Source organism: Rhizobium sp. BK251 (genome assembly GCF_004345245.1).
GTDB lineage: Bacteria > Pseudomonadota > Alphaproteobacteria > Rhizobiales > Rhizobiaceae > Rhizobium.
The window spans coordinates 403629-425688 of sequence record NZ_SLUQ01000007.1 but is presented as its reverse complement, the minus strand read 5'-3'; the positions used below and the strand labels follow the sequence as shown (position 1 = coordinate 425688).

Genomic DNA, 22060 nt, shown 5'->3' with positions numbered 1-22060 from the left:
TGCGAAAGGAGCAGGCCTATGACCCTCGTTTGCGAGGAAGATTTGGGCGGCTGCCCGAAGTGCGGCGGAAGCATAGTTCTCAGCGACGGCCCTCAGCACTGGGGCCACTGCTGGGACCACAAGACCAAATGGTACATCGGTCGCAATCTCTTCTCGGTCTGGGGTGACCTGTCGGAAGAGCAGCATCAGGACGTCCGCGAACTCTTGTCAGCATGCCAGGAGGTGGAGCCTCTCAGCCTGAACGAGCCTATCCCGGGCGCGGCGGAAGCTGCAGCGCTCGCGGCCGATGTTCTCCGCAAGGCGACTGGAGGTGCGGTATGATCCAGGCTGCAAACACCCTCGACGCCATCCGTGTCCATCTTGGCGGCGTCTACCTGCCGGTGTTCGATGAGCGCCCGTCCGACGAAGTAATCGAGGCGTTCAAGGAGCACCTGAAGGCGACCAGCCGGCCCGAGGATTTCGAATTCATATCGACGGCGCAGCCAACGACCATTGAGGGTTTGACGTTCCTGACGGGCGAGATGGACGTCGATCTTACCAAGCGCGACGACAGGGAGTTGGTCCCTTGCGCCATCTGCCGGCCGAACCGTCCGAAGTTCGCAACTGGGCGCCTGGTCTGGATACCGGAAATGCGGGCGAGCTACTTCGTCGGCCACGGTTGCTGCAAGCGGCACATGGGCGCCGAGTACACCGTGGCGGTCAAGCGCTACTCCCAGGAAGTCGAGGCCCGCGGCATCATTGCCAAATGGCCCGGGATGGTAGCCAACGTACCGGCCTGGCGGCAGTTCGTCACTGACCTGATGCCCACCGCGCGCGCCGTCGAGAGCGCCAAGAAGGCCATGGCGGCGGACGTTCCAGGGTTCATCAGGACCATGGACGTCGAATTCCTGACCCGCGGCGGCAAGGTCGAGCAAAAGCAGGATAGCGGCCTGAAGGACGACAAGGGCAAGCGCATCATCGAGACGGTGCACCTTGGCACCATGGTGGGCCGGGATTTCCTGGATAACTATCAGCCCGCGGCAACCTTGCGAGACGTGCTGAAGGTTCTCGACGATCTGGAAAAGCCCCTGCCCGCCTGGGTGCCCGGCGCAGATCCGGAAATTACACGTGAGGTCATCGCCCGCGGTCGTGCGGCGATGCCGACCCTGAAGCACATGCGGGAGGCCCGCGCCCACGTCGAGGACGCGCGCCTGTTTCTACACACCAACAACCTCGCGATGGTCCAGAAATGGGGAAACCTCGACAGCTCCCCGTTTGTGACCCTCGAGTTCCGGCGAAACGCCTCATGGGTGTTCCTTCGAGCGGATTCATGGGCCGGAAGCGAGAAGGCATATTTCGCGATATCCGTCGAAGACATGTTCCGGGCGCTCCCAACGCTTCCGGCATCGTTCTTCGACGCATCCCCGGCAAGTGCATCCTCCCAGCACAAGGAACATGACCATGCTTAAGACCCATGCAAAAGCAGCCGTCGCGACCATCGGCATCATCGTCGCAATCTTCCTCGTCGTGTACGGCGCGGTGAAAGCCCTGGAATTTTTCACCATCCCTCCGCTGCTGGCGGTGATGGGCCTGACCTTCGTCTGCAGCGCGATATGCCTCTACGGACTCTGCCTGCAGGGCCTCAGGCTGCGCGACAGCAACGCAAAGCGGGGTGCGAAGTGAAGAAACCCGGCTGGAAGAAATACAAGGCGGCGTCCGATCTTTTTGGGCGCCCACCAGAGCCGAAGATCTATCCGCACATGGTGGACCCGACGCAGTACGGGCGTGGCCTGCAGATCTTCTGCGACGGCGCTGCGGAGCCAAATCCGGGCGTCGGTGGATGGGGCGTGGCCGTCTATCTCGACGGTGTGGAGATCCATTCCGAGCATGGCGGGTTCGCCTACACGACGAACAATATTGCAGAGCTGACGGGACTCATCATGGCCATACGCTGGGCCAAGGTTGACGGCCGGCCGGCTACGATCCAGTGCGACAGCCAGTATTGCGTCAACGGTGCCAACCAGTGGCGCCACGGATGGAAAGCCCGAGGCTGGAAACGCGGTGGGCCAAACAGCCGGCCGGAGAACTCCGAAATCAAGAACCTGGATTTGTGGCAGGCGATCGACGCCGAGCTTACGGGCGCCAAGGGCATCACCATCCAATGGTGCAAGGGCCATGCCGGCATTGTCGGCAACGAGCGCGCCGACGAGCTGTCCAACATCGGGATGCGTGACATATCCGGTAATTCAAGAACCGATACCGCGCTTTCCCCTGCTTTTGGCGAGGAAACTGGTGATTATCTCACCGATCAATGCCGGGAAATAATGCGGTAATAGTGCAATTGTCTCAAAGGCTTGGTATAGTTCACGAAGCAGCGCAACGACCGAGGAAAACGAATGGCGTGGTTCGTAATCAAGGCTAAGGCAGGGCGTCAGTTCAAGGCGGTGGACGAGTTCGAGCAGGCGCAAATCAACGCCTACTGCCCCACGATGAGGAAGGAAGTCCGGCACCATCAGTCAAAGAAATGGATCGAGAAGCGGTTTCCGCTGTTCACGGGGTATTTCTTCGGCGACCTGCTCCACGAGGATTTCGATCGCGTCCATACCATGAAGCATGTCAGCTCGATCCTCTACGATACCCGGCCGGACGGTTCCCTGGTGTCCATCCCGGCGATGGAAATCAAAGCCTGGCGTGACGCCCAGGAGCGCGGTGAATTCGATGTCTTGCGTCCGCCACCAGTCGCGACACTCTCTCCCGGCTATCGGTTCAAGATCAACGAGGGTCCCCTCGCCGGCCACTATGGAAGTGTCACCAGCATGGCCGGGAAGCGTGCTGTCAAAGCCATCATCGAGGCCATCTCAAATCGCGAAGTCGAAATCCGGATCGGCTCCATTCAGCCGGTCGCGGCATAGTCCCGGAATTCCACAGGGCGGCAGATTTGCCGCTCTTGTCTTTTGGATATGACTACAGTAGTTTCTGCGTATCGCGATTTGCGGCCTGATTTGCAGTTGGGGGCCATTGAGTCACCCACGGGGCCATCGGAAGCTTCGCACTTCCGGCCTTGGCGGCATATTGCCGAAATTCCCACAAGAACTTCCGGTCATGGCCTAGCTGTGATTTCCGAACCATCTCGTCCCGAATGGTGGAATAATCGGGGCAACAAATCCGCCGCATAGCGGCAAACATATCGCTCGGGAGCACGTAAGTGTGTGAGGCTTCGGCCTCCCCGGCGTCCTTCCCGAGCCAATCCAAGGCACACACAGCCCCGCTCCGGCGGGGTTTCTGATTCCGAATGTTTCGGATAGGCGGCTGCGGCCGTCGCTTTCAGCAGAGGAACTACACATGAAAATCGAATACCGCATCAAGCCGGTAACCCGGTATATCGTCACGCGCTATGAAGAGAGTGAGAACGGAGCGGCCGCCACATCCATTGGGGGCGAGTACGACAATGCCGATATTGCTTATGAGGTTGGCTACGCTGTCTGCAAGGTCGAGCACGACAAGCTTGGGTGGCCAACTGGCGATGATCGCCTGCTGTATCCCCAGAAGTTCGACACTAACTATTTGCTGAACCAATTGAACCAAGCACAGGCGCCCAACAGGGTGCTTGGCTATGCCTAAAGGCCACATGTCAGACTGCTCTCTCCACATAGCCCCTGCAATGCGTCCCAAGTGGTGCGACTGCGGCGGACACGAGCACAAGCCCACGTTCCTAAGCAATCTAAAGGATTGGGCTCACTGCAATTACGGGTATTTCAAGGGCAAGATCGTCTAGTTGGTGAAGTGCTATCGCGGGGTTTAGCAGCGCGAGGAAGGGTACTAGCTTCCTCGCGCCCAGTCATTTCTGCCCCTTCTTCTCATCTTGGCCGAGAACGGAGGCAGCTAACCGTTCGGCATCGCCCTGTGTTGCTTTCTTTCTCCCGCTAAGAATGTCGGACGCGAGAGTAGAAAGCCCTGGGCTTGATTGCTTCTTGGGGCCAGCTTTCGTCGCGGGCGTGGAAGCAGGTTTTGCTGGTGGCTTAGCGGTCGGATTTTTCGACGCTGGCTTTGATGGTGGTTTGCTGGGTGTCTTGGCCATTTTCCCCTTCCTCTGGTTGCGGGACCGATTGACGCACGCACTCGGCAAATAGTCGAGTCCAAGGGAAGACAAGTCACATGAATTTCACCAACGAGATCGATCGCAGCCGCGCCGCCGGCTACCTGCTCCGCATCCTCAAAGAGATGGCATAAGCCGTGGGCGCTCCGAAAGGTAACCAGTTCTGGAAGGCACGCAGCAGCCACGGACGCAACCCGATCTTCAAGAATCCGGACGATCTATGGACCGCTGCCGTCGAGTATTTCGAATGGGTCCACGACAATCCGCTGTGGGAAGACAAGCTGACGTCCTACCAGGGTGTGAACATCCACGAGCCCGTCGCCAAGATGCGCGCCATGACCCTCGGTGGGCTCTGCATCTTCCTCGATATCGATCGCAGCACATGGGACGAGTACCGCAACAAGAAAGATTTTTCCCTAATCGCCACGCGAGTTGAGGAAGTCATCCGCACTCAGAAGTTTGAAGGCGCCGCCGCGGATCTGCTGAACCCGAACATCATAGCCCGCGATATCGGGTTGCGTGACAAGGTGGACATGGAGCACGGCGTCTCATCTGAAGTGTCGGAACTGCTGGAAGCCATCAATGGCAAATCGCGCGGCCTTCCAGGCAGCAGTTGACCAGTTCTCCGATTGGCGATGGAGGCTGAACAACCTCTATTACATCGTCGACAAGGACGGCCACCGCACGCGTTTCGCGATGAACTGGGCTCAGGAAAGCCTGTTCGACGAAATGCACTACATGAACGCCATCCTGAAGGCTCGCCAGCTCGGGTTCACGACGTTCCTGCAGCTCTTCATGCTCGACGCCTGCGTGTTCAACAAGGATATCCGCGCCGGCACGATTGCACACACGCTCGGCGACGCTCAGGTGATTTTCCGGGACAAGGTCAAGTATCCCTATGACAACCTGCCTGACGCCCTGAAGAACGCCGTGTCGGTTCTGAACAGCAATGCCAGCGAACTGATGCTGTCGAACAATTCGAGCATCCGCGTTGGAACGTCGCTTCGATCGGGAACGCTCCAATACCTGCATATCTCCGAGTACGGGAAGATTTGCGCCAAGTATCCCGAGAAGGCACGGGAAATCAGGACGGGCGCGCTCAACACCGTACAGGCCGGCCAGTTGGTGTTCGTCGAGAGCACAGCCGAAGGGCAAGAGGGGCATTTCTTCGATATCTGCTCCATGGCCCAGGTGAAGAAGCGCCAACGGGCGGAGCTGTCGAGCCTGGATTTCAAGTTCCATTTTTATCCGTGGTGGAAGTGCCCGGAGTACCGGCTTGAGCCTAGAACTGTCGTCATCGACGAGACATGGGCCAAGTACTTCGCGAAGCTCGACGAGTTGGGCATCGCCTTGGATCCGGAGCAGAAGGCCTGGTACGTCAAGAAGGCAGAGACGCAGCTCGGAGACATGAAGAGGGAATATCCCTCCACACCCGAGGAAGCATTCGAAGCCGCGGTTGAGGGCGCCTATTACGCCGAGCAGATGGCGAAGGTGGACGCCGAGGAACGCATAGGGCTCTTCCCGCACGTTCCGGGCTATCCGGTCCATACCATTTCGGACATCGGCATGGACGACGTAAACAGTGTCGTTCTCTTCCAGGTGCTTCCGGAACGTGTCCGCGTGATGGGCTATTTCGAGCACAGCGACACCGGCATGGACGGAATGCTCGACGAGCTCGACCGGCGCCGAAAGGCCAACGGCTACGTCTACGGCGTTCACTACATGCCGCATGACATCAAGGTCCGTGAATGGACGCGCGGCGGCATGACCCGGATCGAGGTCATGCTGAAGGAGGTCGCAGCCCGGGACATGGGCACCGTGCAGAAGGTCGAGCGGGCCTATGTCCATGACCGCATCAACGGGACGCGCAAGATACTGGCCAAGGTCGAGCTCGACGAGGCAGCCACAACGCAGCTCGTCAAGTGCCTGAGGAACTACCGCAGGGAATGGGACGAAAGCCTGGGTGTGTGGCGCGACCAGCCCCTGCACAACTGGGCATCGCACGGCGCAGACGCGTTCGGTGGCCTCGCCATCATCTTCACGGGACTCGCTCCAGAGCCCCTGCCCGAGAAAACGAAAACACTCGCAGTAGGTCCCGAAAACGCGGTGACGCTCAACGACCTTTGGGAATTTCAGGATTCCCATGTCGGGTTTGAAAGGATTTGACCATGCAGAATGGCTTTGCACCCGGGCCGTCCGGAACGATTGCTGTTACCGACACGAGCGACAATCTTGGGCTCCCGACCACGGGCAACAACGTGTATGTGGCCAATGTCGGTGACGTGGAATGCTTCATCGCGTTCGGTGGGTCTGACGTCGAAGCGGTTGCCGCCGGCGATACGACAGGAATTCTCGGCAGTATGTCCATCCCTTCCGGCTTCACAGCCTCCCTCTCCATGGGCAGCAACACGCACATTGCGGCTGTGACGGCCGATGGCGCGACGACGCTTCGTGTCACGCGCGGTGACGGTCAGTAATGGCGGAAGCTATGGCGCCGCAGCTCATGAGCGAGATGCAGGTATGGTCGCGCTGGAACGAAGAGATATCTTCGGCGCAGAAGGACCCGAAGTATGTCGCATGGCTGCAGTCATCGGAACTCATTCTGAAGCGCTACCGCGACGAGCGGAAGAACGCGTTCGACAAGCGCAAGCGCAAGCTGAATATCCTGTGGTCGAACGTCCAGACGCTGAAGCCAGCGGTTTACAGCCAGACGCCGAAGCCGGTGGTCGAGCGTCGTTTTCTCGATCGTGACCCGGCTGCCGCGCTGGCGAGCACTATCCTGGAACGCTGCCTTAGCGTTCAGATGGAAAACGGCTACTTCGACACGTCCGTTAACCGGGCGGTTATGGATTACCTGCTTCCGGGCGCCGGTTTCCTCTGGCTTCGTTATGAACCGAAGATTGAATCCGATCTCGTTGCCGACGAGAACGCCCAGGTAGAGGCGCAGGAGCGCACCGCGGAGGACGTCGAGGAGTATGGCGACGGGACGCCTTACGAGCGCCTCGCCTATGAGCGCGTCTGTGTCGATTACGTGTACTACAAGGATTACCTGTGGGGCTCTGCGCGCTTCTGGAACGAGGTTCCGTGGGTGTCTCGCCGGTCCTGGCTGACTACCTCGGAAATCGCCGAGAAGTTCTATGGCGGCGACATGGAACTGGCGAAGAAGATTTCGCTCGACTACACGCCTGACAAGACGAAGGACGCCAGCAACGACAACAACGGCGACAATTCGAGCTATTCGAAGAAGGCGGAAATCTGGGAAATCTGGAACAAGGCCGATCAGACGGTCTATTTCATTGCTCCCGGTACTCCTGGCATCGTCCTGAAGACGGAAAAGAGCCCGGTTCTGAAGCTGGAAGGTTTCTGGCCTACGCCTGCCCCGATATTCGCCACGCAGACGAACGATACCGTTGTGCCGGTGCCTGACTATATCGAGTATCAGGACCAGGCCGGCGAACTCGATGACCTGACCGGGCGCATTGCCGCCCTTACAACCGCTCTGCGCGTCAACGGCGTTTATGATTCCTCCGTGCCGGAACTGGCCCGACTGCTGCAGGAGGGACAGGACAACCGCCTGATACCGGTGGCGCAGTGGAACCAGTTCGCCGAGAAGGGCGGCGTTCCCGGTGCAATCAGCCTCGTGCCGATCAAGGAAATCGCCGACGTTCTTATCGGTCTCTACAGTGCGCGCGCCCAGGTCAAGAACGACCTCTATGAAGTGACGGGCATGTCGGACATCGTCCGTGGCCAGTCCGAGGGCGGCAAGAAGACGGCAACAGAGCAGCGCATCAAGGGCCAGTTCGCTTCGTTGCGCCTTAGCGACCGCCAGAAGGACGTCGCACGCCTGTGTCGCGATACCATCTGCATCATGGCGGAAATCATCTCGGAAATGTTCTCCGACGAAATCCTGCTGGAAATGTCCGGTGTTGGCCTGATGATCGAGGACGACGTCAGGAAGGCCGTTGAAGACGTCCCGCAGCCGCCTCCCCCACCGCAGGACGGCAGCATGACGCCGCAGAAGATGCAGATGGTCCAGCAGCAGGCCATGGCGGCTTACCAGCAGGCACAGGCTCAGGTGGCGCAGCAGAAGCGTGCCGAGTGGATGGAGAAGTTCTCCAAGGCCGTGCAGATCCTGCGCTCGGACAAGCTGCGTGGCTTCCGGGTGGATATCGAGACGGACTCGACGATTGCCGCGGACGAACAGGCCGATAAGCAGGCAGCGACGGAATTGGTGGCATCCACCATCCAGGGCTTGCAGAACGCGGGCCCGGTCATCGTCCAGGCGCCCGAGCTTATGCAGCCGATTGGCGAAATGCTGATGTTTGCATTCCGTCGCTATCGTGTCGGCCGGACCCTGGAGTCAACGCTCGAGCAGGCTCTGGACAAGATCCAGCAGCGTATCGATGCGCAGAAGAACCAGCCGCCACCGCCGACGCCGGAGCAGATCAAGGCCCAGGCAGAGGCTGCCAAGCAGCAGGCCGAGTCCGAGCGGGCCACGCAGAAGCACGGCATGGAAATGGAAGCCAAACAGGCAGATTTCGCTCTTCAGAAGCAGAAGAACGATATCGAGATTGCCCGCATGCGCGAGGAATTGGCAATCGACCAGCAGCGCCTTCAGATCGAGCGCGAGAAGCTGGAAATCGAGCGCGAGCGCAACGCCATGAAGGCTGCATCCATGGCTGCCTCAGTCGTGCCGCAGGGCAACGGCGCAATCCTCTAACCCCTCCCGTCAACCTTGGAAGCTGCAACACCCTCGCGGGTGAAGGCGAACCCATAGGAGAAAACATGATCAACGCGCACGGTTATCACGAAGGTAGTTGGGGGAGTCTCGCCCAGTGGCAGACGCTGCACCCGAACTTCCCGCCCAAGACCACGTGGACCGGGAAGCTGTACAGCGGCTTCGACACTCTGCATTGGCATCCTTATGAGGATCTGCCGCGCCTTCCGTGGGAGCAGCGGTTCAAGTCGTTCTCGGATCGTCTGGAACGCGCGAAGGCTCGGAGGGCGCAGTCGTGAGCGGACGTCCCGTAAAGCCGATGAACAACGCCCAAAAGGCAGCAACGAACCTGCAGACGGCCGAATGCAAGGTCTGCTCGACGAAACTCACCGGCCGGCACTATCTCCTCGTGGACAGCAGTGGCGCGCCGTCGGTTCCCCTTTGCTCCCTTGAGTGCCTCGGCTCCTGGTCGGGGGCGCAGCAATGAGCGCTCTCGAAGCCCTTGCAGAGTCCTATTGGAACGCCTTTCGAAGGGGTTTCGGTCGCGTTGGTGGTGACATCAAGGCATATCCGACATGGAAGGCCGGCCACGATCCGAACACGCTGGCTGTTCAGCAGGAGACATTGCGCTGCCTTAGGCACGCAGCAGAGGCCCTCAAGCCATATTGGGGCAAGCCGTTCGAGGAAGTCTTTCCCGAGCCTCCCGAAGAGCGCCGACTGCCTCGCACGAAGAATGACGACGCAATGGCGGGGAAGCTGAAATGAGACAACGCCTTTGCCGCGTCTGCCGCTGCTGGCACGACACCGACCAGCCATGGCCACATAACTGCATCGGACATTTCGGGGAACGCGGTCCCAGATCCGACGCTATCCCGCTCCCGCAGCTCATCCGTGATGGAATGGACCCGCTCCTGCACCATGGCAACGGCCTCTACTACGACAGCAAGTCGAGTTTCCGCCGCGCCACGAAGGAAGGCGGATGGGTCGAGGTAGGCAACGAGAAGCAGACAGATACCCGGTGGGTTGACCCTGTCACGGCCGATGACGTTGGTCAGGCCATCAACATGGTGAACCAGGGCTACAAACCCGAAATCCACGGTACGGCCTCCGAAGGCTGGAGCGACGGCGCCTGACGGGCGCAAGCAGCATCTCCTCAACACAAGGACAGCACTCATGAGCGAAGCGCTAGCAAACGCCGCGCCGGCAACGGATTCGGCAAGCGACAGCGTCATCAACGACAGCCCCGAAGCAGACGTAAGGGCAGCGATTGCCTCCCTGCAGGGCGCCAATTCAGGAACAGCCGGCGCCGATGATGGCTCGGACGCCGCAAGGGCGGATCGAGCACGCAACGAGCGAGGCCAGTTCACAAGGGCAGACGACACGGTAACCACCGGCGCCGTCGCCAAACCAGTTTCCGACGCAGACCCGGGTACGGACAAGCCAATTCAGCAGCCATCAACCGCTGCTGTCGAGCCTCCCAAGACCTGGTCGGCCGATGCAAAAGCCGAGTTCGCCACGCTCTCTCCCGCCGTTCAACAGGCGGTCCTCAAGAGAGAACGTGAAATGGACGAAGGCGGTCACCGGTGGTCCGAAGAGAAGAGACGCTACGAGGAAACTCTGGCCCCAATCCGTGCGGCTTCGCAACGGAACGGCGTTGACGAACGGGAAGGCCTCAACCGCCTTGTCGCAGCCAACGACTTTCTGGAGCGCTCCCCGGCGGAAGCTATCCAGTGGCTGGCGAAAGCCTATGGCGTCGATCTCGGCAATCTGAATGCACAGCCCCAGGCGCAGCAGCATGCTGACCCGGCGCTCTCGCATCTATGGAGTGAAGTTTCTTCGCTGAAGTCGAACCTTGCGGATCGACAGAGGCGGGAAGAAGAAGCCGCACAACGCGACACCGTGTCGGAAATCGAAAAGTTCGCTGCCGCTCCCGGCCATGAGCATTTCGAGGAACTCAAGGTGATGATGGGCAAGCTCATCGTTGCTGGCGAGGCAGCCGACATGCAGGACGCCTACGACAAGGCAGCCTGGGCCACCCCATCCGTACGCGCAAAGCTGATCGCGTCTCAAACCGCAGCAGCAGACGCCAACCGGAACAGACAAGCCAACGTCGACAAGGCGCGGCGCGGTGCAATCTCGGTCAGCGGTTCCCCCGCTGCCGGCGCGAGCCCTTCCCCCAAGAAGGATTACGACACCCCCCTGGATGCGGTCAGAGCGGCGGTACAGCAGCATATGGGCTGACGCCTTCCCCCTGAAAAATTGAGGAACACACAATGCCCACTCTTCCGATTGGCGACATTGTTGCGACCACGATCGAGAACCGTTCTCGAAAGGCCGCGGACAACGTCACGCGAAACAACGGCCTGCTGAACAGGCTGCAAAAGCGAGGCTCCATCGAAATGGTCGATGGCGGCTCGAAAATCATGCAGGAACTGGAATACGCCCAGAACCAGACGGCGATGTGGTATTCCGGCTATGAAAACCTGAACATCACCCCGAGCCAGATCCTGACCGCGGCAGAATATGCCATCCGTCAGGCTGCTGTCGCGGTCACCTTCTCGGGCCTGGAAGAACTGCAGAACGACGGCGAAGAGCGCATGATTAACCTCATCGCCAAGCGCGTCGGTAATGCTGAAACCACCCTCCAGTCCCTGATTTCCAACGGCATCTATTCGGACGGTACCCAGCCGAAGGAAATCAACGGTCTCCAGCAGCTTGTCGCTGCCACCCCGACCAACTCGGTCGGCGGCATCGACGGCAACACCTGGGATTTCTGGCGCAACATCACCTTCGGTGCAGTGACCGATGGTGGGGCGGCGGTTACCGCTGCCAACATCGTTCGGTACATGGATTCCATCTATGTGCAGCTCGTGCGTGGCGCCGATCGTCCGGACATCGTTGTCGGCGACAACAACATGTGGCGTCTCTACAACGAGTCCCTGCAGCCCCTGCAGCGCATCTCAGACCCGGATACTGCTTCGGCAGGTTTCCGGAACCTCATGTATCAGGACGCCCCCGTCATCCTCGACGGTGGTTTCCAGGGTTACGCGTCCGACCCGGTCCCCCCGGGTGGAGCACCGCAGGGCTACATGTACTTCCTCAACTCGAAGTACGTGAAGTACCGGCCGCATCCGAAGCGCAACTTCACCGCCATCAACCCAGACCGTTTCTCTATCAACCAGGATGCGACCGTTCGCCTGGTTGGCTGGGCCGGCAACCTCACGATCAGCAACCGCCGTCTTAACGGCGTGCTGCATCCGAACTGAGTGGAAGGAGAAGCACCATGGCTTTCAACACTCTCTATGGCTCGGGCGTCAACTTCTCGGCCATCTTCACCCCGCCGTCTGCCGGTGAGTACAATTACCCGTCCGAGCCTGATTTCGCCCCCGGGCAGATCATGTTCGGGTCCGATGGCTCCGCATTCATCTATGTGGAGTTCGGAACGGGCGGCGCTACCGGCCTCGGCTATACCCTGAACATCTCCCCTGCGTTCGAGGCAGTCATGTCGACCTCTTCGAACGACGCTTTCGGCGCGCCAGTCGGCGTGGCGCAGGCGACGGCTGCTGCCGGTGATTTCGGCTGGCTGCAGGTTTTCGGTCCCTGCCAGGTGTTCGGCGTGGTTTCGGCTCTCGCCAACAACCCGGTCGCTGCCACCACTGGCGGTATCGTAGACGACGCAGGTGCTGCAGGCACGCTCTACATCGACGGCATGATTTTCACCACGGCAGTGGGTTCCGGCGGCAATGCGCTCGCAGCCGCCTTCCTGTCGTGGCCGAAGTACTCGACCGTCCCGTCACTGACCTGACCTTGAGGCGGGGTTTCGGCCCCGCCTTCCTTCCACGCAATCCGGAGCACTTCCCCCATGTATTCCCAAGGACTTGAATTCGACGCACTGGCCGGCATCGACCCAAACACGGGCGTTGCAAGGTACGCTGCAGAAACCCAGGTTTTCCCGATCTTCTACCGCGGTTCGAAGCGGGACAACTTCTCCTCCCAGGAGGCGGGCTATCCCATCGAGAAGGGCGTGGACATGGTCGAAATTCGCCAGGCCGGCGAACGCGACACCACCAAGCGCGAGGTTACCGGGACGGATAAAGCACGGTGGCCTCGCCATTGGGCCGCTTATCAGGCCGGCCAGGAGCAGACGCAGGACGGCACGCCGCTTGATCTGCTCTTCCCGAAGAACCCGGAAATTGTCGCCACCCTCAGGGCGAACAACATCCACACCATCCAGTCACTGGCGGGTGTTCCGGACTCGACAACGCTGCCGTTCATCAAGGAGCACCGCCAGAAGGCGCAAATCTTCCTTGAAGGCATCGACAAGGGCAAAGGCTTCCACGCCCTCGAAAAGAAACTGGAAGAAGCCGAGTTTCGCAATCGCGACCTCGAACAGAGGCTGGCAGAAATGGAAGCGCGGCTTTCGGATGCTGGTGGCGAAGAGCAGAAGCGCGGCCCCGGCCGTCCCAGATCCACGCAAGGAGACTAACCCATGAGCCTCGCAAACGACCTCGTAGGCATTGGCATGGCACCGGAGCAGGCTGTTCGCCTCGGCTATACGCCGTCGTCGAAGGCCGGCGTAGGCACCACGCAGCCGACCGCAACGCCCATCACGTCCAACCAGACGACCGTCACCACGGCCAGTGGCCAGACGGCGCTGAAGCTGCCGGCGAATGCGGAACTGATGGTTCCGTACATCGTCAAGAATACGAGCTCCACCACTGCGCTGATTTTCCCACCGACGAGTGGCCAGATCAACGGCGGCACTGCAACGACCGGTTCCGTGAATCTCGCCCAGAACGCCGCGCGTCTCTTCCTGCGTCTGTCCTCGACGCAGTGGGCATCGTTCATCACGGCCTGAGGAATACTCCATGGATGCGCTTGCCATAGCACAGGCAGTAGTGGACGAGCTTGGATTGCCAGCCGTCACCTATGTCACCGACAACGTCAACACGACGGTTCGCCAGATCATGGCGCTTGTGAACCGGTCCGGTGACGAGCTTTACCAGGCGCACGAATGGACCCAAAGCCAGGAATACCACATCGTCAACATCGGTCCCCCGATCGACACGACAGGCGATGTTACGGCCGGCTCGGATATCGTCACGAACATTCCCGACACCTCGGGGATTGTCGCCAATTACTTCGCCATCACCGGCAATTATATCATCACGTCCGCGCGCGTGGTCGAGGTGATTGATGCCAATAGCGTTCGCATCGACGAGCCTGCCACCAACAGCCAGATTGGCGCTGCACTGGTGTTCTGCCGCGACACGTTCGATATTCCCGAGGATTTCTCGTGGTTCCTCAATCGGACGATGTGGGACCGCACGAACCGCTGGGAACTCATCGGCCCCGTATCACCCCAGGTGGACGAGTATAACCGCTCCGGCGTCGTCACCACTGGACCGCGTCGGCGCTGGCGTCAGGTCGGGCTTCCAAATACCTGCTGGCGCCTTTGGCCACCTCCGAGCGCTCCCGGGGATTTCCCGGCAACCCTGGTGTTCGAGTATGTCTCGAAATACTGGGTGAGGAGTGCGGCCGGTGTCCGCAAATCGAAGATGACGATCGACACCGACGAGCCTGTTATCGATGCGCAGGCCCTAGTTCTCGCAACCAAGTGGCGGCTGTGGCAAGCCAAGGGATTCGAGTACGCGGCAATGCAAGCCGAGTACCTCGATTATGTGCAGAGGCTTGGTGGACGCGACGGGGGCGCCGCAGACCTTACCCTCGCACGTCCTGTGCGCGACCCCTATCTGCTCGGTCCGGACAACGTCCAGGACGGCTATTTCCCAGGACCCGGGAACCCCTAAATGCGCTTCACAGCAAGACAGGCAGGCAGAGCCCGCGGCCAGGGCGGTAATATCCCTGCGCCACAGACGGCGGTTGGCGCCAGCGTTCCCGCGCCTATTGGCGGCTGGGATGCCTATTCCCCTATTTCGGACATGCCGCCACAGAATGCGGTCGAGCTTATCAACTGGTTCCCGCAGCCGGGATGGGTCGAGTTGCGCCGCGGGTTTGTGGAGCATTCCGACACCGGGACGGAAGACGCCGTTGATAGCCTCATGCCCTATCAGGGGCCGCTCATCTCCGATGCAAAGCTCTTTTCCGCTTCGGACAACACGATATGGGACGTCACCGACGCCACGGGCATTTCGATCGAGACCGGCCTTTCCAACAATCGCTGGCAGTCGGTGAACTTCGCGACGGCAGGCGGCAATTTCCTATGGATCTGCAACGGCGAGGATACCCCGCGATACTGGAACGGCACGGCGCTGCAATCAGCGACGATTACCGGCGTGGTTGCCGAGGATATGGTTGCCTGCACGATCTACCGCGGGCGTATCTGGACCATTCTGGCCAACAGCACGAAGGCCGCATATCTGCCGCTCGACAGCATCCAGGGCGTCGCTACCGAATTCGATCTCGGTCCATTCTTCCGCCTCGGTGGGCAGCTCCAGGCCATTGCGACATGGTCGACCGACATCGAGGGTGGCACGAACGAATTCATCATCTTCGTGTCGTCCTACGGCGAAGCTGCGATTTTCCTGATTTACGACCCCACGGACGGCAGCCAGTTTTCGTTTCGTGGTGTTGCGTCGCTCGGCTCTCCGATCGGGCGCCGATGTGTCGAGAAAATCGGCTCCGATGTCGGCATCATCACCATAGACGGCGTAATTCCGCTCTCGCAGGTGCTGAACTATGATCGAGCCGCGTTCCAGAACGTCGCCCTGACGAAGAATATCCGCACGGCCATGACGCAGGCAGCCCGCGATTTCAAGGAAGAATTCGGCTGGCAGATCATTTCCTATCCCCGAAACACTATGGCCATCCTGAACGTCCCGATCGTCGAGGGTGGCCAGCAGCAACAGTACGTCATGAACACGATCAACGGTGCGTGGTGCAGGTTCGTGGGCCAGAACGCCAATTGCTGGGCGATATTCCTGGATCGAGCTTATTTCGGGGGGAACAACGGGCTTGTCTATCTCGCTGACGAAGCGGCCGGCGACGAGGACGCAACGCTCGAGGCGGATATCCAAGGAGCCTATAATTATTTCGGCACACGTGGCCAGAACAAGCGCTGGACGACCGTCCGCCCGTTGGTGACGAAAGACGACAGCTATCTGGTGGACCTTACATTCGGGCTGTCGATCGACTTCCAACTCTCCGATGCGCAGGACCAGGTCATAGCAGATGTTCTCGGTGTTCGCCCTGCCATCTGGAACGACCCTGACACGCTTTGGAACGACCCGAACACAAGGTGGCCGGGAATGACCACCTCGGCGCAGTGGATGGCGGTTTCAGGCATCGGCTATTGCGCCGCTATTCGCATGAAAATCTCTGTGCCGTGGTCGGAGAGCCTGAGGGCTCCGCAGGTCCTGCGCGTCTACAGCCTTGATTTCCTCATGAACCCCGGAGGGTTCATCTAGCCATGCCAGTGAGAATTGTTGCCGGTCAGGACGTCGCCATAGCCGGATGGGCGGGCGAGCAGCTCGGCGTTCAGTTTCAGGAGCCTTACACCGCTTTCGGTTTCGTAGACGCAAGCGGCAGCCTTTGCGGCGCCTGTGTGCTGAACGACTACTATCCTGGCGGAAACGTCGAAATCACCTACGTCGGTCCGCAGTCCATCACCCGGCGCATTGCCAGCTTCATGGCCCGTTTCTGCTTCGAGGAGCTGCAGGCGACGCGGGTCACGGCCAAGACAAAGCGCTCGAACGTCACGGTCAGGCGGTTGCTGCCCAAGGGCGGATTTGCCTTCGAATACACCCAGAAACGCTATTTCGGCCCCCGCAGCGGCGACGATGCGCTGGTCTTTGTTCTCTTCCGGGAGAACGCAGGAAAATGGCTTAGGAGGCCCTCAAATTGAAAGCTCCAAAGGCGCCGGATCCAGTCAAGACCGCAGAGGCGCAGGGTCAGATCAACAAAGACACTGCAATTGCGCAGTATGGTCTCAATGCGACGAACCAGTACACGCCCTACGGCAACCTGACGTACAGCCAGATTGGCAACTGGTCGGACGGAACGCCGCGCTATGCGGCGACGCAGACGCTTTCCGGCAATCAGCAGCGCCTTCTCAACAATGAGGAGCAGCTCGGGATAAACCTCACGGGCCTGGGTGTTCAGCAGTCTGCCCGACTGGGGCAATTGCTTTCCTCGCCGTTCAACCTGTCGAACGAAGCGACGGAAAGCCGGTTGATGGAGCTCGGCCGAAAGAGACTTGATCCGGCGCTCGATCGTCGTCGCGCTTCCACCGAGCAGGACCTCTATAACCGAGGCGTGCGCATGGGCAGCGATGCCTACAACACGGCCCAGACGAGCCTCAACGAGGGCGAGAACGACGCCTACAATCAGTTGCTGCTCACCGGACGCCAACAGGCAGTCAACGAAGCTCTGACCCAACGCACGCAGCCGATCAACGAAATCCTTGCTCTTGCCGGCGCAGGCCAAGTCACGCAGCCGAATTTCGTCAACACGCCTGGCGCTCAGATATCGCCTGCCGACTATCAGGGTGCTGTGAACCAGCAGTACCAGTCGCAGCTCGCCAATTATCAGGCCGGCATGTCCGGTCTGTTCGGTCTCGGCTCCGCGGCAATCGGAGGCTGGGCAATGTCGGACGAGCGATTGAAGACCGACAAGGAAAAGGTGGGCGAAACTGACGACGGTATTGGTGTCTACAAATACCGCTTCAAGGGCAGCCCGATGATGCAATTGGGCGTCATGGCCCAGGACGTCAAGAAGAAGATGCCGGAAGCCGTGGCTCGGACTCCGAGCGGCTACTATGCGGTGAATTACGACAGGGTGGGTGTCTGATATGGCAATCAGCAGCGGCTACACGCAGGAAGACCTTGCACGCCTCGGCCCGGATGCGCTGACCCGCAAGCGTCTGCTGGCTGAAGCTCTTCTTGGCGACGCAACGAAGCAGCAGAAGATCGAAAACCCGCTTCAGGGGCTTGCCCAGATGGCAAATGCCCTCGTGGGCGGTCTGCGCGTGCGCAAGCTCGATCAGGCGGAATTGGCCGGAAAGGAATCTGCGGACAAGGCATGGAGCGCTGCTGTCCCTGCGCTGTTCGGTTCCTTTGGTTCGACGCCCGGTGCTTCCGGCGGCTCCATGCCTTCGGTGTCGCCATCCGGTGACGTAGCCGCCACGCCGACGAACTTGGACGGTAACCAGGTCTATTCCGGGTTCATGGACACGGTGAAGACGGGAGTTTCAAACCCCTATGCGCTCGCGGCCATTGCTTCGACAGGTAGGGCGGAAAGCGGCTTCTCTCCCGGTAATGCGAACCGCACATGGAGCGACCCCAGCCAAAGCGGCCAACCAGGTCGGGCCGGTGGCATCATGTCCTGGCGTGGCCCGCGCTACGAGGCTCTTGCAGCGACCGGCGACCTTTCTCCGCAAGGTCAGGCGAAGTTCTTCCTCCAGGAAAACCCGCAGCTCATTGCCAAGCTGAACAGCGCCAAGAGCGTCGAAGAAGCACAAGCGCTCATGAACAATGCTTGGGCATTCGCCGGCTACGACAAACCCGGCGGCGAGAGTGCGCGCCGTCTCGGTTATGCCAAGGGCTTCCTTCCATCGTTCCAGTCGGGTAGCCCGTCTGCTTCCGCGGCTCCCGCGGCGGCTCCCAATCAGGTTGCGAGCCTCGATCCGTCAATCGGCATGCCCGCGGCTGCCAGCGAAATACAGCGCACGTCTCCCCAGCCCTATCGCGACCCGCAGGTAACGACGGCCTATGCCAACCCTGCTCCAGCGCAGGGAATGCCTACCCTTGCGCCGCCGCGCGATGTAGCGAGTGCGCCTATCCCGCCGTCTTCGCAGCCTCTGACAGGTGCGCCCCCGGTTGCCCCGCGGCAGATTGCGCAGGCGAATGCCCTCATGGGCAATGACACTCAGATGCAGGCGTACATGGACATCATGTCCAATCCCTGGATCAGCGACGACAAGAAGCGGCTTGCACAGACCCTCATCGGGCAGCAGATCGAACGTCGGAACGCGCTCGAGGACGAGCAGCGCAAACGCCAGGACCCGGCCTATCAGGCGGATCTGGAATACAAGCGCGCCCAGATCGAGAACCTTCGCAATCCGAAAGGCGAGGTCAAAATCATGGGCAACCGAGCCGTTCGGGTCATGCCCGATGGCACGATCGAGGACGTCACGCCCACTACGGGTGGCGCAAAGCCCGGTCAATTCCGTTTCGAGGGAACCAGCGTAGAGGCTCAGGCCCTCAATGGCCTTATCGACAGCGGCGCCCTCACCCCCGACCAGGCGCAGCAGCTCGCCGCCGGCAAGCAGGTAACTGGCCCTAACGGGGAAATCCTCTTCCTCACCCCGCAGGGCATATTCAGCCAGCCTTCGCAGCAGCCAGCACAGCCCCAGCAGCAGGAGATTGACATCTTCGCCGGTCGCGCGCCCTCCGCAGCGCCTGTCGCGACTCCTGCGCCCGCTGTGGCAAAGCCCGCGGCGCCTGCTCCAGCGGCTGACGTCCCTGCCGCCCAGCGCAACGCCATTCCCCTCACCGGCCCGAAGGAGCCGACGCTGGAGGAAAAGAACGCCATGACGTTTGCGGACAGAATGGCAGCGTCCGGCACCACCATCGACACTCTCGGCGGTACCTCGGGAACCGATTGGGGGCAGAAGCTCATCAGCGGCCTTCCATTTGGCGTCGGCAACAATTTCGTCGACGAGAATTATCAGCAGTACGACCAGGCACGGCGCGACTTCATCAACGCCCAGCTTCGTCGAGAGTCGGGCGCAGTCATTTCCGATGAGGAATTCGACAACGCCAACAAGCAGTATTTCCCGCAGCCTGGGGATGGACCCGAAGTCCTGAAGCAGAAGGCCGAAAACCGCCGTATCGCGATCGAGGGCATGAAACGTTCTGCAGGCCCGAGCTACAAGGCCCCCGCATCTGCACCGAGGGCGCCGGCCAAGGTCGACGGATACACGATCGAGGAAGAAGGTAACTAAATGCCCACTTTCAAGATTACGGGTCCGGATAACAAGGTCTATCGCGTCAGCGGCGACAATGCCGAGGGCGCGCTCGAGGCCCTCAAGAAGCATATCGGTGCCCAACCCGAGCCCGACAAGCGCGACAATATCGTTGGCAAAGCCGATGCGTTCGCTCGCGGTGTAGCCGATACCGCGACATTCGGCCTGTCGGACGAAATCGCAGCCCATGCGAAGAGCGGCCCGTTGTCGGTCCCTGCAAAACCGGATGAATATTACGAGCGCGGTATCTATGCCGGGAAATACAATCCCCTCGGCATGATTGCCCGCGCCATCGATGCGCCGTTCGCCTCGGAGACGAAGAACGCTGACTATGAGAAGGCCCTTGCCGAAGAGCGTGCCGTTGACCAGTCCGACTACGATAACCGTTTCGGCTATCGCCTGGCGGGACAGTTGACGGGCGGTGTCGGTACGGGTGCGACGCTGGCCAAGGCCGGTCTTTCTCCCACGGCGAACGCCATCACTGCAGGTCGTGGCCTGGGCCGTGTTGCCGGCGTGTCTGCTGGCGAAGGTCTGGCGCTGGGCGCGGCTCAGGGTTTTGGCAGCGGTGAAGGCGTCAACGACCGTCTGGCAAAGGCTCTGATTGGCGGGTCTAGTGGTCTTGTTCTCGGCGGACTTACGCCTCTCGCCGTTGCCGGGGTTTCCAAGGTTGCCAAGGGTGCGGCAGCACCGGTACTCGCGCGTCTCTATCCTGAGAACTACGCCGAGGATGCCGTAACGACTGCGATGCGCCGTGCTGATCGGACGCCGCAGCAGGTTGCCGACGTCATGGACTACGCCGCTCGAGAAGGTCAGCCGGAATATAACGTCGCGGACGCTCTCGGATATACCGGTCAGCGTCTCGCCTCCGTCGTGGCCCGAAACCCGCACAACGAGCGCCAGCCCTTCGTGGAATCCCTGCAGCGCCGGCAGATGGGTCAGGGCGACAGGTTGGCGCGTGCCCTCGTGGAAGGCTTCGACGCGCCACAGACGGCCGATGCGGTGGCCACGGGTCTCAAGGCATCGCGCACGAACGAAGCGAACAAGCTCTATGGCGCGGCCCGCAACCAGGCGACGCCGGTCAACGTGACGCCCGTGCTCGAAACCATCGACAAGACCCTCTCTCCCGGCATCAACAGCATGGTCAATCCTCGGGACCGCATCGCCAACGACTCGATCGAGGGCGCGCTTTCGCGTGTCCGGTCGATGCTGAGTGACGGCAATTCCCAGATTACCGATTTCGACGCCTTGTTTCGTGTGAAGCTGGATCTGGACGATATGATTACCGCCGCAGAGGGGCGAGGAGCGAACAACCGCGCCTTCGCCCTCAATGAGGTCAAGCGCGCCATTGATAGCGCATTGGAGGAAGGAAGCCCCGCCTATCGCGCTGCCAACGACACCTTCAGGCAGCGTAGCGAGGTTATCGACGCCGTTCCGGTTGGATCTGCGGCCACGTCAGGCCGTCAGCGTGCCGACGACACAATCGCAGCTTTCAACCAGATGACGCCCGATCAGCAGCAGGCGTTTCGCGCCGGATATGTGGATCCGATCATCGCCAAGGTTGAGAGCACGCCCATGGGACCGCTCACCAACCGGGCTCGAGCACTCACCACACCGAAATACGAGCAGGAGTTTCCTGCATTCGCTGCTCCGGGCCGCGGTCCTGAACTTGGCCGTCGCATCGGCCGCGAACAGCGCATGTACGAGACGGCCAATGCTGCTCTGGGGAATTCGAAGACGGCCGACAATCTGGCAGATGCCGCGGATTTCAACCAGTTTGACCCCGGAGTGATTTCGGCCATCGTCCGGCGAGATATTCCCGGCGCACTCATGGCCGGCGCCACGCGAGCAATCAACGAGTTTCAGGGCATGCCGCCCAGCGTTATCGAGCGCATAGCGCGCACGCTGATGGAAACCGACCCGAATGCAGCGCGGGATTTGCTGACGACTGGGACTAGACGGCTTTCGAGGGCAGACCAGGCACGCGCTCGCGTTGTAGCGGCGCTTCTGGCGTCACAGACGGCGGCGCCTGGACGAGTTGCGCCATGAGTCTGGGACTTTGTTGCCGGTGACCTCGATAGCCCAGAGCGTGATGACACATGCCGTGCCGCCGCCAAGCGCGATCGAGTGCCAGTCGAGCTTGAAATAGAAAAACGAGCCAATCCACAGCAACGCGATAGCCGGAAACAGGAATGGCCACGGGCCGCGGTCACGCTCGTATTTCGGTTCTTCTGGATCGTGTTCGATCTGCAAGGTTCAGCTCCCGGTTTAGTGCCGCAATCATATG

27 protein-coding genes are annotated in these 22060 nt (G+C 60.5%); 25 read left to right on the top strand and 2 right to left on the bottom strand.

Going from position 1 to position 22060, the window contains the following annotated elements:
• Nucleotides 1-18: 18 nt before the first annotated feature.
• From EV286_RS20090 to EV286_RS20065, 6 genes are all read left to right on the top strand, one after another.
• Nucleotides 19-321, top strand: coding sequence for a hypothetical protein (locus tag EV286_RS20090; protein WP_132958925.1), 303 nt, complete (start codon nt 19-21; stop codon nt 319-321).
• Nucleotides 318-1448: a hypothetical protein gene (locus tag EV286_RS20085; RefSeq protein ID WP_132958924.1), complete on the top strand. Its 1131-nt coding sequence runs from the start codon at nt 318-320 to the stop codon at nt 1446-1448. The genes EV286_RS20090 and EV286_RS20085 overlap by 4 nt, the downstream gene beginning before the upstream one ends.
• Nucleotides 1441-1662, top strand: coding sequence for a hypothetical protein (locus EV286_RS20080; RefSeq protein ID WP_132958923.1), 222 nt, complete (start codon nt 1441-1443; stop codon nt 1660-1662). The genes EV286_RS20085 and EV286_RS20080 overlap by 8 nt, the downstream gene beginning before the upstream one ends.
• Nucleotides 1659-2312: a ribonuclease H gene (locus tag EV286_RS20075; protein ID WP_245500769.1), complete on the top strand. Its 654-nt coding sequence runs from the start codon at nt 1659-1661 to the stop codon at nt 2310-2312. The genes EV286_RS20080 and EV286_RS20075 overlap by 4 nt, the downstream gene beginning before the upstream one ends.
• A gap of 63 nt (nt 2313-2375) precedes the next feature.
• Entirely contained in the window at nt 2376-2891 is a 516-nt protein-coding gene (locus EV286_RS20070) for a transcription termination/antitermination NusG family protein (protein ID WP_132958921.1), read from the top strand.
• A 430-nt stretch (nt 2892-3321) separates the two neighbouring features.
• Entirely contained in the window at nt 3322-3600 is a 279-nt protein-coding gene (locus EV286_RS20065) for a hypothetical protein (protein WP_132958920.1), read from the top strand.
• Between the two features lie 217 nt (nt 3601-3817).
• Here EV286_RS20065 and EV286_RS20060 read toward each other — a convergent pair whose 3' ends face one another.
• Entirely contained in the window at nt 3818-4057 is a 240-nt protein-coding gene (locus EV286_RS20060; RefSeq protein WP_132958919.1) for a hypothetical protein, read from the bottom strand.
• Between the two features lie 155 nt (nt 4058-4212).
• Between EV286_RS20060 and EV286_RS20055 the strand changes: the two genes are divergently transcribed.
• The 19 genes from EV286_RS20055 (at nt 4213) to EV286_RS19965 (ending at nt 21822) form a co-directional block, all read left to right on the top strand.
• Nucleotides 4213-4692, top strand: coding sequence for a DNA-packaging protein (locus EV286_RS20055; protein ID WP_132958918.1), 480 nt, complete (start codon nt 4213-4215; stop codon nt 4690-4692).
• Nucleotides 4658-6241 (top strand): terminase, encoded by a 1584-nt coding sequence (locus EV286_RS20050; RefSeq protein WP_245500768.1) that lies wholly within the window; start codon nt 4658-4660, stop codon nt 6239-6241. The genes EV286_RS20055 and EV286_RS20050 overlap by 35 nt, the downstream gene beginning before the upstream one ends.
• Before the next feature lie 2 nt (nt 6242-6243).
• Nucleotides 6244-6552: a hypothetical protein gene (locus tag EV286_RS20045; RefSeq protein ID WP_132958917.1), complete on the top strand. Its 309-nt coding sequence runs from the start codon at nt 6244-6246 to the stop codon at nt 6550-6552.
• Entirely contained in the window at nt 6552-8795 is a 2244-nt protein-coding gene (locus EV286_RS20040; RefSeq protein WP_132958916.1) for a hypothetical protein, read from the top strand. Before EV286_RS20045 ends, EV286_RS20040 begins: the two co-directional genes overlap by 1 nt.
• A 65-nt stretch (nt 8796-8860) precedes the next feature.
• Nucleotides 8861-9091, top strand: coding sequence for a hypothetical protein (locus EV286_RS20035; protein ID WP_132958915.1), 231 nt, complete (start codon nt 8861-8863; stop codon nt 9089-9091).
• Nucleotides 9088-9279, top strand: a complete 192-nt coding sequence (locus EV286_RS20030) for a hypothetical protein (protein ID WP_132958914.1) — start codon at nt 9088-9090, stop codon at nt 9277-9279. The genes EV286_RS20035 and EV286_RS20030 overlap by 4 nt, the downstream gene beginning before the upstream one ends.
• Complete coding sequence (locus tag EV286_RS20025) at nt 9276-9557, top strand: hypothetical protein (RefSeq protein ID WP_132958913.1); 282 nt, start codon at nt 9276-9278, stop codon at nt 9555-9557. Before EV286_RS20030 ends, EV286_RS20025 begins: the two co-directional genes overlap by 4 nt.
• Nucleotides 9554-9925 (top strand): hypothetical protein, encoded by a 372-nt coding sequence (locus EV286_RS20020; protein WP_132958912.1) that lies wholly within the window; start codon nt 9554-9556, stop codon nt 9923-9925. The genes EV286_RS20025 and EV286_RS20020 overlap by 4 nt, the downstream gene beginning before the upstream one ends.
• Before the next feature lie 40 nt (nt 9926-9965).
• Nucleotides 9966-11033: a hypothetical protein gene (locus tag EV286_RS20015; protein ID WP_132958911.1), complete on the top strand. Its 1068-nt coding sequence runs from the start codon at nt 9966-9968 to the stop codon at nt 11031-11033.
• 32 nt (nt 11034-11065) lie between these two features.
• Complete coding sequence (locus tag EV286_RS20010) at nt 11066-12058, top strand: phage major capsid protein (protein ID WP_132958910.1); 993 nt, start codon at nt 11066-11068, stop codon at nt 12056-12058.
• Between the two features lie 17 nt (nt 12059-12075).
• Nucleotides 12076-12597, top strand: a complete 522-nt coding sequence (locus EV286_RS20005) for a hypothetical protein (RefSeq protein ID WP_132958909.1) — start codon at nt 12076-12078, stop codon at nt 12595-12597.
• 57 nt (nt 12598-12654) lie between these two features.
• Complete coding sequence (locus tag EV286_RS20000) at nt 12655-13278, top strand: hypothetical protein (protein WP_132958908.1); 624 nt, start codon at nt 12655-12657, stop codon at nt 13276-13278.
• Between the two features lie 3 nt (nt 13279-13281).
• On the top strand, nt 13282-13650 hold the full coding sequence (locus EV286_RS19995; protein ID WP_132958907.1) for a hypothetical protein: 369 nt from the start codon (nt 13282-13284) through the stop codon (nt 13648-13650).
• Between the two features lie 10 nt (nt 13651-13660).
• Nucleotides 13661-14602, top strand: coding sequence for a hypothetical protein (locus tag EV286_RS19990; protein ID WP_132958906.1), 942 nt, complete (start codon nt 13661-13663; stop codon nt 14600-14602).
• A complete protein-coding gene (locus EV286_RS19985) occupies nt 14603-16219 on the top strand; it encodes a hypothetical protein (protein ID WP_132958905.1) in 1617 nt (538 codons plus the stop codon). It begins immediately after the preceding gene.
• Between the two features lie 2 nt (nt 16220-16221).
• A complete protein-coding gene (locus tag EV286_RS19980) occupies nt 16222-16656 on the top strand; it encodes a GNAT family protein (protein WP_132958904.1) in 435 nt (144 codons plus the stop codon).
• Nucleotides 16653-17600 carry a tail fiber domain-containing protein gene (locus EV286_RS19975; RefSeq protein ID WP_132958903.1) on the top strand — a complete coding sequence of 316 codons (948 nt, stop codon included), beginning with the start codon at nt 16653-16655 and terminating at the stop codon, nt 17598-17600. The genes EV286_RS19980 and EV286_RS19975 overlap by 4 nt, the downstream gene beginning before the upstream one ends.
• 1 nt (nt 17601) lies before the next feature.
• On the top strand, nt 17602-19755 hold the full coding sequence (locus EV286_RS19970; protein ID WP_132958902.1) for a hypothetical protein: 2154 nt from the start codon (nt 17602-17604) through the stop codon (nt 19753-19755).
• A complete protein-coding gene (locus EV286_RS19965) occupies nt 19756-21822 on the top strand; it encodes a hypothetical protein (RefSeq protein ID WP_132958901.1) in 2067 nt (688 codons plus the stop codon).
• Here EV286_RS19965 and EV286_RS19960 read toward each other — a convergent pair.
• The gene (locus tag EV286_RS19960; RefSeq protein ID WP_132958900.1) at nt 21787-22026 is read right to left on the bottom strand and encodes a hypothetical protein; all 240 of its coding nucleotides are present in this window, start codon (nt 22024-22026) and stop codon (nt 21787-21789) included. The two genes, EV286_RS19965 and EV286_RS19960, sit on opposite strands and share 36 nt — an antisense overlap.
• Nucleotides 22027-22060 lie beyond the last annotated feature (34 nt).

Coding starts and splice junctions, on each gene's coding strand:
- EV286_RS20090 (WP_132958925.1), top strand. CDS start 19: ATGACCCTCGTTTGCGAGGAAGATTTGGGCGGCTGCCCGAAGTGCGGC.
- EV286_RS20085 (WP_132958924.1), top strand. CDS start 318: ATGATCCAGGCTGCAAACACCCTCGACGCCATCCGTGTCCATCTTGGC.
- EV286_RS20080 (WP_132958923.1), top strand. CDS start 1,441: ATGCTTAAGACCCATGCAAAAGCAGCCGTCGCGACCATCGGCATCATC.
- EV286_RS20070 (WP_132958921.1), top strand. CDS start 2,376: ATGGCGTGGTTCGTAATCAAGGCTAAGGCAGGGCGTCAGTTCAAGGCG.
- EV286_RS20065 (WP_132958920.1), top strand. CDS start 3,322: ATGAAAATCGAATACCGCATCAAGCCGGTAACCCGGTATATCGTCACG.
- EV286_RS20060 (WP_132958919.1), bottom strand. CDS start 4,057: ATGGCCAAGACACCCAGCAAACCACCATCAAAGCCAGCGTCGAAAAAT.
- EV286_RS20050 (WP_245500768.1), top strand. CDS start 4,658: ATGGCAAATCGCGCGGCCTTCCAGGCAGCAGTTGACCAGTTCTCCGAT.
- EV286_RS20045 (WP_132958917.1), top strand. CDS start 6,244: ATGCAGAATGGCTTTGCACCCGGGCCGTCCGGAACGATTGCTGTTACC.
- EV286_RS20040 (WP_132958916.1), top strand. CDS start 6,552: ATGGCGGAAGCTATGGCGCCGCAGCTCATGAGCGAGATGCAGGTATGG.
- EV286_RS20035 (WP_132958915.1), top strand. CDS start 8,861: ATGATCAACGCGCACGGTTATCACGAAGGTAGTTGGGGGAGTCTCGCC.
- EV286_RS20025 (WP_132958913.1), top strand. CDS start 9,276: ATGAGCGCTCTCGAAGCCCTTGCAGAGTCCTATTGGAACGCCTTTCGA.
- EV286_RS20020 (WP_132958912.1), top strand. CDS start 9,554: ATGAGACAACGCCTTTGCCGCGTCTGCCGCTGCTGGCACGACACCGAC.
- EV286_RS20015 (WP_132958911.1), top strand. CDS start 9,966: ATGAGCGAAGCGCTAGCAAACGCCGCGCCGGCAACGGATTCGGCAAGC.
- EV286_RS20010 (WP_132958910.1), top strand. CDS start 11,066: ATGCCCACTCTTCCGATTGGCGACATTGTTGCGACCACGATCGAGAAC.
- EV286_RS20005 (WP_132958909.1), top strand. CDS start 12,076: ATGGCTTTCAACACTCTCTATGGCTCGGGCGTCAACTTCTCGGCCATC.
- EV286_RS20000 (WP_132958908.1), top strand. CDS start 12,655: ATGTATTCCCAAGGACTTGAATTCGACGCACTGGCCGGCATCGACCCA.
- EV286_RS19995 (WP_132958907.1), top strand. CDS start 13,282: ATGAGCCTCGCAAACGACCTCGTAGGCATTGGCATGGCACCGGAGCAG.
- EV286_RS19990 (WP_132958906.1), top strand. CDS start 13,661: ATGGATGCGCTTGCCATAGCACAGGCAGTAGTGGACGAGCTTGGATTG.
- EV286_RS19985 (WP_132958905.1), top strand. CDS start 14,603: ATGCGCTTCACAGCAAGACAGGCAGGCAGAGCCCGCGGCCAGGGCGGT.
- EV286_RS19980 (WP_132958904.1), top strand. CDS start 16,222: ATGCCAGTGAGAATTGTTGCCGGTCAGGACGTCGCCATAGCCGGATGG.
- EV286_RS19970 (WP_132958902.1), top strand. CDS start 17,602: ATGGCAATCAGCAGCGGCTACACGCAGGAAGACCTTGCACGCCTCGGC.
- EV286_RS19965 (WP_132958901.1), top strand. CDS start 19,756: ATGCCCACTTTCAAGATTACGGGTCCGGATAACAAGGTCTATCGCGTC.